The 13595-nt window shown below is 64.0% G+C and carries 14 protein-coding genes; 8 read left to right on the forward strand and 6 right to left on the reverse strand.

Annotated features, from left to right (window positions below; translation table 11 throughout):
* Positions 1-76 precede the first annotated feature (76 nt).
* Positions 77-796 (forward strand): aminoacyl-tRNA hydrolase, encoded by a 720-nt coding sequence (gene pth, locus ACTJKL_RS02210; RefSeq protein WP_440852057.1) that lies wholly within the window; start codon positions 77-79, stop codon positions 794-796.
* 360 nt (positions 797-1156) lie between these two features.
* Here pth and clpS read toward each other — a convergent pair whose 3' ends face one another.
* The gene (clpS, locus tag ACTJKL_RS02215; protein WP_028001145.1) at positions 1157-1462 is read right to left on the reverse strand and encodes an ATP-dependent Clp protease adapter ClpS; all 306 of its coding nucleotides are present in this window, start codon (positions 1460-1462) and stop codon (positions 1157-1159) included.
* Between the two features lie 229 nt (positions 1463-1691).
* Here clpS and ychF point away from each other — a divergent pair, with 229 nt between their 5' ends.
* Positions 1692-2795: a redox-regulated ATPase YchF gene (gene ychF / locus ACTJKL_RS02220; protein ID WP_440852058.1), complete on the forward strand. Its 1104-nt coding sequence runs from the start codon at positions 1692-1694 to the stop codon at positions 2793-2795.
* A gap of 24 nt (positions 2796-2819) precedes the next feature.
* On the opposite strand, the gene ACTJKL_RS02225 is transcribed toward ychF, so the two are convergent.
* Entirely contained in the window at positions 2820-3926 is a 1107-nt protein-coding gene (locus tag ACTJKL_RS02225) for a hypothetical protein (RefSeq protein WP_440852059.1), read from the reverse strand.
* Between the two features lie 165 nt (positions 3927-4091).
* On the opposite strand from ACTJKL_RS02225, the gene ACTJKL_RS02230 reads away from it, so the two are divergent.
* Both ACTJKL_RS02230 and ACTJKL_RS02235 read left to right on the forward strand, forming a co-directional pair.
* On the forward strand, positions 4092-4547 hold the full coding sequence (locus ACTJKL_RS02230) for a MaoC family dehydratase (RefSeq protein WP_440852060.1): 456 nt from the start codon (positions 4092-4094) through the stop codon (positions 4545-4547).
* Complete coding sequence (locus ACTJKL_RS02235; protein ID WP_127710104.1) at positions 4544-5014, forward strand: MaoC family dehydratase; 471 nt, start codon at positions 4544-4546, stop codon at positions 5012-5014. Before ACTJKL_RS02230 ends, ACTJKL_RS02235 begins: the two co-directional genes overlap by 4 nt.
* A gap of 45 nt (positions 5015-5059) precedes the next feature.
* Here ACTJKL_RS02235 and ACTJKL_RS02240 read toward each other — a convergent pair whose 3' ends face one another.
* Complete coding sequence (locus ACTJKL_RS02240) at positions 5060-5602, reverse strand: adenine phosphoribosyltransferase (RefSeq protein ID WP_440852061.1); 543 nt, start codon at positions 5600-5602, stop codon at positions 5060-5062.
* Between the two features lie 173 nt (positions 5603-5775).
* Here ACTJKL_RS02240 and ACTJKL_RS02245 point away from each other — a divergent pair, with 173 nt between their 5' ends.
* On the forward strand, positions 5776-5961 hold the full coding sequence (locus ACTJKL_RS02245) for a DUF1059 domain-containing protein (RefSeq protein WP_003534500.1): 186 nt from the start codon (positions 5776-5778) through the stop codon (positions 5959-5961).
* 18 nt (positions 5962-5979) lie between these two features.
* Here the strand turns inward: ACTJKL_RS02245 and ACTJKL_RS02250 are convergent, their stop codons facing one another.
* Genes ACTJKL_RS02250 through ACTJKL_RS02260 form a run of 3 tightly spaced genes read right to left on the reverse strand, consistent with a single transcriptional unit; the run spans position 5980 to position 8488 of the window.
* Positions 5980-7239: a CCA tRNA nucleotidyltransferase gene (locus ACTJKL_RS02250; protein ID WP_440852062.1), complete on the reverse strand. Its 1260-nt coding sequence runs from the start codon at positions 7237-7239 to the stop codon at positions 5980-5982.
* Positions 7236-7868: a CoA pyrophosphatase gene (locus tag ACTJKL_RS02255; protein ID WP_440852063.1), complete on the reverse strand. Its 633-nt coding sequence runs from the start codon at positions 7866-7868 to the stop codon at positions 7236-7238. The genes ACTJKL_RS02250 and ACTJKL_RS02255 overlap by 4 nt, the downstream gene beginning before the upstream one ends.
* Entirely contained in the window at positions 7865-8488 is a 624-nt protein-coding gene (locus ACTJKL_RS02260; RefSeq protein WP_440852064.1) for a DUF1285 domain-containing protein, read from the reverse strand. Before ACTJKL_RS02260 ends, ACTJKL_RS02255 begins: the two co-directional genes overlap by 4 nt.
* A gap of 356 nt (positions 8489-8844) precedes the next feature.
* On the opposite strand from ACTJKL_RS02260, the gene ACTJKL_RS02265 reads away from it, so the two are divergent.
* The 3 genes from ACTJKL_RS02265 to ACTJKL_RS02275 are packed head-to-tail and all read left to right on the forward strand — an operon-like array spanning position 8845 to position 13592.
* Positions 8845-9858 carry an AAA family ATPase gene (locus tag ACTJKL_RS02265; RefSeq protein ID WP_379938081.1) on the forward strand — a complete coding sequence of 338 codons (1014 nt, stop codon included), beginning with the start codon at positions 8845-8847 and terminating at the stop codon, positions 9856-9858.
* A gap of 3 nt (positions 9859-9861) precedes the next feature.
* Positions 9862-10782 (forward strand): DUF58 domain-containing protein, encoded by a 921-nt coding sequence (locus ACTJKL_RS02270; RefSeq protein ID WP_440852065.1) that lies wholly within the window; start codon positions 9862-9864, stop codon positions 10780-10782.
* Complete coding sequence (locus ACTJKL_RS02275) at positions 10779-13592, forward strand: DUF4159 domain-containing protein (protein WP_440852066.1); 2814 nt, start codon at positions 10779-10781, stop codon at positions 13590-13592. Before ACTJKL_RS02270 ends, ACTJKL_RS02275 begins: the two co-directional genes overlap by 4 nt.
* Positions 13593-13595: the final 3 nt, after the last annotated feature.

The raw sequence follows: 13595 nt of genomic DNA on the forward strand, positions 1-13595 counted from the left end.
TTTGGGCTGAGGGAACTGGGCGTGGCGATTGCCACTCAAATATATCGCCACAGGGCGAATGCAGGAGTTTGGCCGCATGCTGATCATCGCGGGACTTGGCAACCCCGGCCCGAAATATGCCGGCAACCGCCACAATATCGGCTTCATGGCCGTCGACGCCATTCAGCGGCGCCAGGGCTTTTCCGCCTGGTCGAGGAAATTCAAGTCGGAGATCTCCGAAGGCGAGATCGACGGCGAACGCGTTCTGCTGATGAAGCCGCAGACCTTCATGAATCTCTCCGGCGAAGCGCTCGGCGAAGCGATGCGCTTCTACAAGCTCGCGCCGAAGGACATCGTCGTCATCTATGACGAACTGGACCTTCCCGCCGGCAAGGCCCGGATCAAGACCGGCGGCGGCCACGGCGGGCACAACGGCATCAAGTCGATCGATGCCCATTGCGGCAAGGAATACCGCCGCCTGCGCCTCGGCATCGGCCACCCCGGAGTCAAGGATCTGGTCCACGCACATGTCCTCGGCGATTTCGCCAAGGCCGACCAGACCTGGCTGTCACCGCTGCTCGAAGCGATCGCCGACAATGCGGACATGCTGGTGAAGGGCGAGGATTCGCAAATCATGAACAAGATCGCCCTGGCAACCGGCGGCAAGCCGGAGGCGGAAAAACCCGTCGCTGCGAAGAAGCAGGCGGGGCAATCCCATATCCATCAGGCGCGTGTCACGGCCCAGCCGAAGAAGCTGCCGGCGACCGGGCCGATGGCCGACATGCTGAAGAAGATGTTCGGGCCGAAGGGGGATTAAGGCCTGTTGAGATCCGTCTTGAGTTTATGACAACTGCTGCGAGATGGATAATGGCGTTGAAGCTCTCGTCGGTTTGTCGGCACGCATGGCGATGCGCTTGAATTCCTCGAGTACCGACCGTGCGCCGCTGCGACCTCTGCGCGTCTCATAAGACGGGCGGCGCTGTAGGAACGTATCGGAGGACTGCAATCTCTCCTCCCCTCATCCCTGTGCTTGTCACAGGGATCCAGCAGCGCCGCGTCTGCGGCGCGGGAAGAGTTCTTTCAGCCCAAGGACTTGGTCTGGCTGGATTCCTGTGACAAGCACAGAAATGAGCGGACCGGGATGCGCGGTTTCGCTCCAACCGGGCAGGCCGCCGCCTCACTCCTCGGGCTCTGCGGTGAACAGCAGCGGAAAGCCCGCCTCCTTGCCGAGGTCGGTCGCTTCCTTGGCTTTGGTCTCCGCAACGTCCTTTGCACACACCACCACGACCGAAGTGCCCATCTTGTGGGCCGTCATCATCACCCGGTAGCCTGCCTCCTCGCTCATCCGGAAAACCGCCTTCAGCACCATGACCACGAATTCGCGCGGCGTGTAGTCGTCATTGACCAGCAGCACCTTGTAGAGCTTCGGCCGCTCCAGCTTCGGCTTGGTCAGGCGCTTTGCGGCTACATCATTGTCGCTCATGGGTAATCCGCCGTCGATGGCATGAGAAAAGCGTTGGCGATCAAGCGGGCGAAGGTGGCAAACCGCCCACCTTTTTCCTCGCTCCGCTACCGCCAATATCGCGCTCCGTCCCCCGGCATTCAAGTGAAACCCGGCTGCCGGAGCAAGCGGACCGGCGCGAAAAGCTTGACCGCCTCTCTCCTTTATCCCATAGCCACGCTCAAGAAATCAGGAACGACGGATTATAGCCATGGGCTTCAAATGCGGTATCGTCGGGCTGCCGAATGTCGGCAAGTCCACACTCTTCAACGCGCTGACCAAGACGGCGGCGGCGCAGGCGGCGAACTATCCTTTCTGCACGATCGAACCGAACACCGGCGAAGTCGCCGTGCCCGACCCGCGCATGCGCAAACTCGCCGACATCGCCAAGTCGAAGGAAATCATCCCGACCCGCATCTCCTTCGTCGACATCGCCGGGCTGGTGCGCGGTGCGTCCAAGGGCGAGGGCCTCGGCAACCAGTTCCTCGCCAACATCCGCGAGGTGGATGCCGTCGTGCACGTGCTGCGCTGTTTCGAGGACGACGACATCACCCATGTCGAAGGCCGCATCCATCCGGTCGAAGACGCCGACACCATCGAGACCGAGCTGATGCTCGCCGATCTCGACAGCCTCGAGCGGCGTGCCGAACAGACGCGCAAGCGTGCGACCGGCAAAGACAAGGAGTCGATGGCGCAGCTTCCGATCATGGAAGCATCGTTGAAGCTGCTGCAGGAAGGCAAGCCCGTGCGCACCCTGCTTTCCAAGCTAGACGCCGACGAGCTTCGCATTCTCCAGAGCCTCAACCTGCTCACCTCGCACCCGGTTCTTTACGTCTGCAACGTCGCCGAAAGCGACGCGGCGACCGGCAACGAGCACACCCGCGCCGTCGAGAAGATGGCCAGGGAACAGGGCGCCGAAACGGTCGTCATTTCGGCGGCGATCGAATCCGAAGTCGCGCAGCTTCCGGAAGAGGAAGCGAAGGAATTCCTCGCGGCGATCGGTCTCGAGGAAGCCGGCCTCGACCGTCTGATCCGCGCCGGCTACAAGCTCCTCGATCTCATCACCTATTTCACGGTTGGACCGAAGGAGACCCGCGCCTGGACGATCCCGCGCGGCACCAAGGCCCCGCAGGCCGCCGGCGTCATCCATTCGGATTTCGAGCGCGGCTTCATTCGCGCCAACACGATCGCCTATGACGACTATATCGCCTATGGCGGCGAAAACGGCGCGAAGGAGGCCGGCAAGGCTCGCGACGAAGGCAAGGAATACGTCGTCCAGGACGGCGACGTCATCCATTTCCGGTTCAATACGTAAGCGCGGAACCGTTGCGAGCCAGGATCACCGCACGGCATGCAGGCGCGCGGTGATCGCGACGGGCAGCAGGCTCATCGCTGCGCGGCGCAGCGGCTGCCAGAAAATGCCGATCACGAGTACCGTCAGCCCAACCACCGCGGAGGCGATGAAGACGTAGGTATCGAGCGAGGCGCCGCTTTTCTGGAGGATCGTCCAAATGGCTGCGCCCAGCGACAAAAGGCCCGACGTCACGAATGCGCGGCGATCGATCACCAGACCGATCGTCATGAAAAGCGCCACGAGGAAAATAACGGCGGCTGACTGACCCAGGCCCCCCTCTCCTGTCCACCAAACGTCGCCCTGACTGGATAAGACGATGAAACCGAGCATCGCATGGAGTAAGGCCGGTGCCGCCGCGAGATGCAGCCAGAAGGCTATGTCGGAGCGCAAGGTCAGACGATGCGGGTCCGAGATGTCGTAGCGCATGGCAAGCGCAAAAATCGCCAGCGCCGCCACGAGAAGAATCGCTGCGACCAGATGGGGATACGCTTCCAGAACGAAGTCGACCCCGAAGGCTTTGTCCAGAGCGAGGAAAACGAAGGCGACCGCCACGGCTGCTATCGACAGCAGGAACAGGGCGAAAGACAGGGGAATTCTGTAGCGCCAGTAAAACAGCCCCAGAGGGACTGGAAAAGCGCAGACATAGGCCAACATCAAATAGGTCTCGTCCGTCCACGCAGGCTGTCCGGCCGCCATGACGTTGTACATTCCCTGCCCGACCCAATGAACGAGCGCCAGGGTCAGCGCAACCGCGGGCAAGGCCAGCCTCTGCCGGCGCACGAGTATTTCCGCCAGAACGATGATTAGCGGCAGCACGGCGATCGTGCCGCCGATGCCCCAGAGCCCCACAAGCACGACCACCACGCCGATCGTGATAAGAATGTCGTGGAATCCGCGCAGGAAGCGCGGCTGCTCGCTCTCTTCTGCCGCTTGCGCATCGTGGCGTGTCTCGTCAGGGCGGCTTGCTGCGGCCATTGCGGGGCCTGCACTCACCCCCCGCGCCGAAAGAAAAGCATCAAGATCATTGACACGATCGGCTGATATGAGTCCCTTTTCGGCGGCTGCCGCCAGGGCCTTGTTCAAATCTGTCACGGGCGGATCCTTGCGGGAAAAAGCTGCAACGCGCAACTTTCGGTAAGGTGATCGCATGAACAATCGACATGCGCAACCTGGAAAATCAGCCGGACGGAAGCCACGTAAGGTCGGCCCTTTGTGCGTTCTCTTGGAACGCGCGTCGCCGTAAGGAGAGAATGAGGCATGCTTTATTTCGAGGATTTCACTCAGGGCCGGCGTTTCGACTACAGCCCGGTCCTGATGCAGGCCAACGACATGATCGCCTTCGCCAGCGAATTCGATCCGCAGCCCATGCATCTGGATGAAGAGGTCGGCAAGAGCAGCATTCTCGGCGGCCTCGCCGCTTCCGGTTGGCACACGAGCGCGGTCGGCATGCGGATGATGATCGAGGCCTTTCTCGGCGATTCATCCTCGCAAGGGTCACCGGGCATCGACTTCATGGAGTGGAAGAAGCCGGTCCTTGCCGGAGATATCCTTTCAGGCTTCAGCCTTGTCCTGGAGGCGCGCCCGTCGAAATCCAAGCCGGCAATCGGCTTCGTCAAATTTCGCAACGAGATCGAGAACCAGAGCGGTGAAGCCGTGGCGGTTTCGGAATGCTCCGTCATGTTCAGGCGCCGCAATGGGGAGGCGCGCGCATGATGACGCTGGAGGAGCTCTACCAGGCCGGGCGCAAGGTGGTCACCGGCAGCCTGACATTCACCGCGGAGGACATCATCCGCTTCGCCCGCGATTTCGACCCGCAGCCCTTCCACGTCGACGAGCAGCAGGCGAGACAGTCGCTTTTCGGCGGTCTTTGCGCCTCCGGATGGCATACCAGCGCCGGCTGGATGCAGTGCTTCCTGCGGTTCTGGAAAGAGGAGATCCGCCGCCTTGCAGCCGAGGGACTGCATGCGCCGACGCTCGGCCCCTCGCCCGGGTTCAAGGAACTCAGGTGGCTGAAGCCGGTCTATGCCGGCGACACGATCACCTATGCGGTCACGTTACTGGAGGCCCGGATCGTCGCCTCGCGACCCGGCTGGCGGATCAACACGATCCTCTGCGAGGGCGAGAACCAGCACGGCGAGCCGGTCATCCGCTTCGAGAGCAAGGTCATCGAATTCGCTTGAATGGCCGAGGCCAGCTGTTCGATCCTGGCCTAAAAGCCTGTGGGCTCAATGCCCCTCGAATTCGATGAGCGTGCGCACACTGACGCCGAGCGCTTCGAGCTTCTTGCGCCCGCCGAGCTCAGGCAGATCGATGATGAAGCAGGCTGCGACGATGTCCGCACCCATCTGCTTCAGGAGCTTGGCGGCGCCCTCGGCGGTGCCGCCCGTGGCGATCAGGTCATCGACGAGGATCACCTTATCGCCGGGAGCGACCGCGTCCCTGTGCATTTCCATCTCGTCCACGCCGTATTCCAGACTGTAGGCGATCCGCACCGTGTCGTGCGGCAACTTTCCCTTCTTGCGAATGGGTATGAAGCCGGCCGAAAGCTGGTGCGCAATCGCCCCGCCAAGGATAAAGCCCCGCGCCTCGATGCCGGCGATCTTGTCGACCTTGGTACCGGCATAGGGATGGACGAGCTCGTCTATCGCCCGGCGGAAGGCCCGCGGATTGCCGAGCAGGGTCGTGATGTCACGGAACATGACGCCGGGCTTCGGATAGTCCGGAATGCTTCGAATGGCGGAAATCAGTTCCGATTGAACAGCGGTCATGTGTGAATGCGGCCTTTGCTGGATCCTCGATTGCCACAGGCATAGCACCAACAAAGCGCCCGTTTACAGGATTTTCTTCGCTCGGGGTCCGGGCCGGAACAATTTGGCGAGAGCGCGGGTTGATGCTAGGCTTTTCAAGGGGAGGCTTGCCGATTGTAGGAAGGAGGAACACCATGCGCCTATTCGAATGCGGTTCGCTCGTCCCGGGTTGCGCTTGGCACACCCGCGCTGACAATGATGCGGAAATCGTGCGCCGGGTCGTCGAGCATATGCGCGAGACCCATGGCGAGACGATCATCCGCGAAAACATGGTCGACAACATCAAGGCCCGCATCGTCGACGAAACCAAGGTCGCCTGACCGCGGCTCGAACCGGTCTCAGCCCGACCGCACCATCGACTCGAGCCGGGCGACGAGGGTCGCCCGCTCGACCTTGAAGTTGCGCTCGACCCAGAAGGCTTCGAGCTCTGCCAACACTTCCCCCACCTTGGGACCGGCGGGAACCCCCAGCTTGAGGACATCGGCACCGTTCAACGGGAAGACAGGCCGCTGCCATTTCTCCGCCCGTGCAAGGAGTCGGTGAAAGGACGCGCTGTCGGCAAGGAATGCCGGATCGGTTTCGGCCTTGCGGCGTGCCGAGGCAAGCGCAAGCCTCAGTCGGACGACGATGCCTTCTGCGCCATGGCGATAGAGCCTGCGCTCGAGCGCCGCATCCGCAAGAGTAGCGGCGATTTCCGGCGCTTCGGCGAACCGGTCGAGGTAAGCGCTCTCCGCCTTGGACAGCCGCAGACGTTTGGCCATGGCTTCGAGCCGGTCGGCGTCGGGCGGGACCATCGCCGCAAGCCTCAGAAGCGGGTCCGCCTGCCAGGAAAAACCCTTCTCCGCCGCGATCAGCGCGGGGATAGCGTCGATGCCCCATTTTTCGGTCTCGGGCAGGATCTCGCTCAGCACACCTGCCTGCCGCATCCACAGGAGCGCACGGCCGGGGTCGTCGGCCGAAAGCAGCTTCTTCGTCTCCGTCCACACGCGTTCGGCGGAAAGCGTCGCGAGCTTCGCGCGGGCCTGGGCGCAGGCCCGCAGGCCCTCGGCGTCCGGACGGCCGCTGCCATAATGGGCGAAGAAGCGGAAGAAGCGAAGAATACGGAGGTAATCTTCGGCCACGCGTTCGGCCGCGCTGCCGATGAAACGCACCGTCCGCGTCTCGATGTCCCCGAGGCCCCCGACATGGTCGATGATCTCGCCGTCCGCACCGGCATAGAGGGCGTTGATGGTGAAGTCGCGGCGTTCCGCATCCGCTTTCCAGTCGGTCCCGAAGGCCACTTCGGCGCGACGCCCATCGGTCGCGACGTCACGGCGCAGAGTCGTTATCTCATAGGGAACACCTTCTATGACGAGCGTCACGGTGCCATGGTCGATTCCCGTCGGCACCGCCTTGATGCCGGCGCGCCCCGCCCGCTCGGTCACCTCCTCGGGACGCCAGGTGGTTGCCAGGTCGACGTCGCCGGCCGGCAAACCCATGAGGCTGTTGCGGATCGCGCCTCCGACGACCCGAACCTCGCCGCCATCGGCGTTCAACAGGTCGAAAATGCGGCGAAGATGAGGAGCCTGAAACCAGCGCTCGGCGACAATGGAAGTCATGCATAGAGCCTTTCATAGAGCATGCGGACGATCCCCGCGGTGATCCCCCAGATGTTCCTTTCGCCATAGGGCATACGATAGAAATGGCGCTCAGCGCCCTGCCAGTGACTGCTTCCCCGTCCATGATTTCGCGGATTCATCAGGAACGACAACGGCACCTCGAACACGCTCTCCACTTCCTCCGGGTTCGGCTCAAGCACGAAGCCGGGCTGAACCACCGCAAGCACCGGAGTGATGCGGAAGCCGGACATGGCCATGTAATGCGGCAGCCGCGCGACCGTCTCGACGAAACGCGGATCGAGCCCGATCTCCTCCTCAGCCTCGCGCAGTGCGGCGACTTCGATGGAGTGATCTTCCGGATCCACCGCACCGCCCGGAAAGGCGACCTGACCGGAATGCTTGCGCAAATTCGAGGTGCGCTGGGTGAAGATGACGTTGGCGTCTTCGCCGTCGTCGACGACGGGGACGAGGACTGCGGCGTCCTTCAGATGCAGGGACTCGAGATAGGATACGATGCCCGGGTTCAGCAGGAAATCGCCGTGATCGCGCCAGGCAGTCTCGATCGGCCCCCCCGCCTGCTGCAGCGCGCGGCGACGGAATTCGTCGGCGGAGTATGGGCGACCGTTCATCGGCACAAAGCTTCCAGCTCGGCCGCGGGCATGATCGGGAAGATCGCTCCGGCCGATCTGACGCAGAACATCTCCACCCCTTGCACCGCGATGGTCTCGCCGAGCTCGACGATGTCGTACATCACCGGTCGCGAGACGAGCGCTTCAAGCCGCCCGCGCACATGCAGATAGGGTTTGAGTTCACGATTGTCGCCGTGGATAACGAAGCGCAAGGGATGCTCCGGGCCCGCCTCGACCACGTCGCCGACATTGGTGCGGAAGGTCAGCACATTCTCGCCTTCCTTCTCGGTCACGCTCATCTCCACGGCGATGAACGGCGCGTCGGCGACCCGGATGCCGACCTTTTCCACAGGCGTGACGAGATAGGTCTTGCCGTCCTCGTCCTTGCGAAGCACGGTCGAGAACAGCCTCACCAGCGGCTGCCGGCCGATCGGCGTGCCCATGTAGAACCAGGTTCCATCGCCGCGGATCTCCATGTCGATGTCGCCGCAGAACGGCGGATTCCAGCGGTCAACCGGCGGCAACCCTCTCGCCTCGCCGCCCGTCTGCCCGGCAGCGCGTGCGATAAGCGCCGCGAGGCCGGCCGCATCGCCCATTTGCTGAATCTTGGCTTCTGCCATTGTTCCGTCCCGTTTGGTCTCGATCTTGCATCCGAAGCATGACGCCGTGGCCTGCTGCATGTTTCCTTGTTCGTGACCGATCGAGGACAAACGCATGCAGCAGTTAAAAGTGCTACAGCAAGCCTTGCGCGTCTGATAAGACGCGGCGCTGTAGCGGGTATGCACCACAAGCTCGCTTCGGCGCATATGTCCGCATTCGCGCCTGGAACGCAATGCTTCAGGCTTTGGTGTCAAGCTCACGAGATAGTGCGACGGCGGCGGCTTGTCAGCCGCCCCGCGGGGTCTAAATTGAAAAACAGGAACTGGACAGCCGGCATCGGCGATCGATCCAGAAGCGGACGACCGGGAGACTTGCAATGAGTGTAATGAAAGGCGCGACCGAACTGGCCGACGAAAAGGCGATCGTCGCCGCAGCCGAGGCGGCGCTCGGAGAGGTCGCGCTGGTCCGCGCCGAGATCGGCAAGGTCATTTTCGGTCAGGAGAGCGTCGTCGAACAAACGCTGCTCGCGGTACTTTCCGGCGGGCACGCGCTGCTTGTCGGCGTTCCGGGGCTTGCCAAGACCAAGCTCGTCGCCACGCTCGGTATCGTTCTCGGGCTCGACAACAGCCGCATTCAGTTCACGCCCGACCTCATGCCCTCCGATATCCTGGGTTCGGAGGTCATGGACCAGGACGCGGCAGGTCATCGCTCCTTCCGCTTCATTCCCGGCCCGATCTTCACGCAGCTCCTGATGGCCGACGAGATCAACCGCGCCTCGCCGCGCACGCAGTCGGCCCTGCTGCAGGCGATGCAGGAATATCACATCACCATCGCGGGCGACCGTAAGGACCTGCCACAGCCGTTCCACGTGCTCGCAACCCAGAACCCGCTGGAGCAGGAAGGCACCTATCCGCTGCCCGAAGCCCAACTCGACCGCTTCCTGATGCAGGTCGATGTCGGCTACCCCGAGCTTGCCGCCGAAAGACAGATCCTGCTCGAGACGACCGGACTCGCAGAAACAGAGGCGCGGCCCGTCATCGATGCAGGCCGCCTGCAGCAGATCCAGGGGCTGATCCGTCAGATGCCTGTCGGCGAGAAGGTGGTCGACGCCATCCTGGCGCTCGTTCGTTCCGCACGCCCCGGCAACGGCAATGCCGACACCGACAAGAACGTTGCCTGGGGGCCGGGGCCGCGCGCCGGACAGGCGCTCATGCTGTGCGCCCGCGCCCGCGCGCTCTACGACGGGCGGCTTGCCCCTTCGATCGACGACGTCCTTGCGCTCGCCGAGCCGGTTCTCCAGCACCGCATGGCGCTGACCTTCGCCGCCCGCGCCGAGGGCATGTCGGTGCGCGACGTCATCGCCGACCTGGTGAAGCGGGCCAAGGGCTGACGCATGGCCTCGATCGGGCACATTGTCGCGCGTACCCCTTCCGGTGAGGTCCTGTCGCGCGCGCAGCAGCGCGCGATGCTGGTGCCCGACTGTCTTGTCGAGGCCCGCAGGATCGCCAACACGGTCATCACCGGTTGGCACGGCCGGCGCAAGCGCGGTATCGGCGAGAACTTCTGGCAGTTCCGCCCCTACAGCGACGGGGAAAGCTTCTCGCGTATCGACTGGCGCCGTTCCGCCAAGGACGACCACACCTATGTCCGCGACCGCGAATGGGAGGCAGCGCACACGATCTGGCTCTGGGCCGATCTCTCGCCCTCGATGATGTACAAATCGACGCTCGGCGCCGTTTCGAAGGAGAGCCGCGCTCTGGTGCTGATGCTGGCGCTCGCCGAAATTCTCGCCCGTTCCGGCGAGCGGATCGGCTGCCCGGGCGTGATGGAGCCGGTTTCGGCACGCAACGCCGCCGAGCGGCTGGCAACCGCAATCATGCATAGTCCGCTTTCGGAGGGCCTGCCCGATACCGGAATGATCCGCGGCGCCAGCGACCTGGTGCTGATCGGCGATTTTCTCGACCCCGCCGACCGGGTGATGGAACGACTTGGACCGCTCGCCCGCCGGGGCCTGCGCGGCCATGTCGTGGAGATCGCCGATCCGGCGGAGGAAGTCTTCCCCTATGCCGGCAGAACCGAGTTCACCGATCCTGAAACCGGCGAGAAGCTGACCGCGGGACGTGCCGAGATCCTGCGCGAAGGCTACCAGCGTGCCTATCGCGCCCGCCGCGACAGCCTCGGCACGAGCCTGCGCCATCTCGGCTGGACCTTCATTCCGCACAGAACGGATCGGGCGGCGTCGGAAGCTCTGGTCACGGTGCATATGCATCTTTCAGGCATGCCGGGCCGAGCGGCCCATGGGGGGCTTGCATGATCGGCGGCCTCTCCTTCATTTTTGCCAACCCCGCCATTCTGGCAGCACTCGTGGCACTGCCGGTGATCTGGTGGCTGCTGCGCATGACGCCGCCAAGACCTGCGGCCGAAATCTTTCCGCCGCTGCGCATCCTGGCTTCGGTGATGAAGCGCGAGGAGACACCCTCGAAAAGCCCCTGGTGGCTGACCCTTCTCAGGATGCTGATGGCCGCGGCTGTCATCTTCGCGATCGCCGACCCCGTCTTCAACCCGCGCAGCAATACGCTCGCGACCTCCGGGCCGCTGGCGCTGCTGATCGACAACAGTTGGGCAACGGCGCCCGACTGGGAGCGGCGTGTCGAAGCCGCCTCGGCGCTGATCGACGACGCCGAGGCGAAGGATGTCGCGATTTCGATCGTCTTCACCGGAGAGCGCCAGCACGACGCGACGCCCGGATCGGCGAGCACTGCGCGCAACCGGCTGGCGGCGGCCAGACCCGAGCCGCTGCCCGCCGACCGTGGTTCCGCAATCGCGGCCTTGCAGGCGGCCTTCGAAGACGCTCCTCCCGGAACGGTCGCCTTCATCACCGACGGCATCGAAGGGGGCGACGGCAAGACGATGGAGGCGCTGGCCGGGATCGGCGCGGCCGGTCTCAAGGTGATCGAAGCGGACGGCAGCGAGGCCATGGCACTCACTGCGACGAGCAACGAGTCCGGCGGCATGTCGGTGACGGCGAGCCGGCTGAAGACCGACGACGGCCGTTCCCTGCCCATCATTGCCTTCGATACCCGCGGCCGGGCGATCGCCGGCGGGGCGATCGATTTCGCACCCGGCGCAGCAACCGCCAAGGGGATGATCGAGGCCCCGTTCGAACTGCGCAACGACTTCGCCCGCATCGGCATCGAAGGAGCCGCGACCGCCGGCGCCCAGCATCTCCTCGACGACGGCTTTCGCCGCCGTCGCGTGGCTCTACTGAGCGGCGAGGCACGTGACCTGTCGCAGCCGCTGCTCTCGCCGCTCTACTATATCAATCGGGCGCTCGCCCCCTATGCCGATATCGTCGAGCCCCGCCAGAACGATCTTGCCGTTGCGATTCCGGAGCTTCTCGAGCAGCGCCCCTCGGTTCTGATCATGGCCGACATCGGACGGCTGCCGGAAGAGACCTATCCCCTGCTTGCGAAATGGATCGACAACGGCGGCACGCTGATCCGCTTCGCCGGCCCCCGCCTGGCCGCCGCACCTGCGGACGATCCGCTCGTCCCGGTCACGCTTCGCCAGGGCGAACGGGCGCTCGGCGGCGCGCTCTCCTGGTCCGAACCGCAGCCGCTCGCCGATTATCCCGGCAACAGTCCCTTCGCCGGCATGGCCCGCCCAACCGACATTCTCGTCAAGCGTCAGGTTCTGGCCGAACCGACAGCCGATCTGGCGGAACGCACATGGGCAAACCTCGCCGACGGCACACCGCTGGTCACGACTGCGACACGCGGGGCGGGCCGCATCGTGCTTTTTCACGTCAGCGCCGAGGCCACATGGTCGAACCTGCCGATCTCGGGCCATTTCGTTGAAATGCTTCGCCGCAGTGTCCAACTCTCGCGCGGCGGCGGTATCGCCAGCGACGGCAAGGCCGTGAAGGCGCAGACCTTGCCGCCCTACCGGCTTCTGAACGCCGATGGCGTGCTCGTCGCCGAGACGGGCAATGCCCGTCCCCTCGACATCGTGCCCGGCAAGGCACCGGTCGCGACAGCCGACAATCCTCCGGGGCTCTACGGCTCCGAGGACGGCTTCACGGCGCTCAACCTCTTGCCGCGCGACGCCGAGCTCAAGCGGATCGACATGACCGCCGCCGGCCCTCATACCTCCGAGCGGCTGGCCGGTACGGAAAGCTGGTCGCTGAAGCCGGCGCTGATGACGCTCGCCCTCCTGCTGCTGCTCGCGGACGCTCTGATCGTGCTCTTCATGGGTGGCGTATTTTCACGCGCCCGGATGGCAAGGGCCGCTTCGGCAATCATCATAGTCCTCGCCGGAACCGTCTTCCTCGCCCCGCCGCAGGCCTTTGCCGACGACACGCGCCCGGACGACCAGCGCATCCTCGAGCGGCTGGACACCACGCATCTCGCCTATGTGGTCACCGGCGAGGAAGAGGTGGACCGCCTTTCCGAAGACGGGCTGAGAGGCCTCACCGACTTCCTGACCTATCGCACCACGCTCGAGCCCGGCGCGCCCGTCGGCCTTGACATCTCCAAGGACGAATTGAGCCTCTACCCCATCATCTACTGGCCGATTTCCGCCAGCGCGCCCATGCCGAGCCCGCAAGCCGTCAGCCGAATCGATGCCTATATGCGGGCGGGCGGCACGGTCCTGTTCGACACGCGTGATCAGTTTTCCTCGCTCGGCTCTTCCTCGAACGGAACCAGCGCGAACACCGAACGTCTACAGGCGATCCTCGGCAATCTCGACATTCCGCCGCTGGAGCCGGTTCCGGCCGACCATGTCCTGACCAAGGCCTTCTATCTGCTGACGAATTTTCCCGGCCGCTATACCGGCAGCCCGCTATGGATCGAATCCCAGCTCGATAGTCGCGAGGAACCGAGCAACCGGCCGGCGCGGCCTGGCGACGGGGTGACGCCGATCATCATCACCGGCAACGACTTTGCCGGTGCATGGGCCGTGGATTCGAATGGAGTCGCACTGCTACCGACCGTGCCGCCGGACGAAATGCAGCGCGAATACGCCTTTCGCTCCGGTGTCAACATCATGATGTACATGCTGACCGGCAACTACAAGGCCGACCAGGTGCACGTGCCCGCCCTGCTCGAGCGGCTCGGACAATGAGGA

Origin of the sequence: Sinorhizobium sp. 22678 (assembly GCF_052044265.1) — a bacterium.
In the GTDB taxonomy this organism is placed as follows: domain Bacteria; phylum Pseudomonadota; class Alphaproteobacteria; order Rhizobiales; family Rhizobiaceae; genus Sinorhizobium; species Sinorhizobium meliloti_A.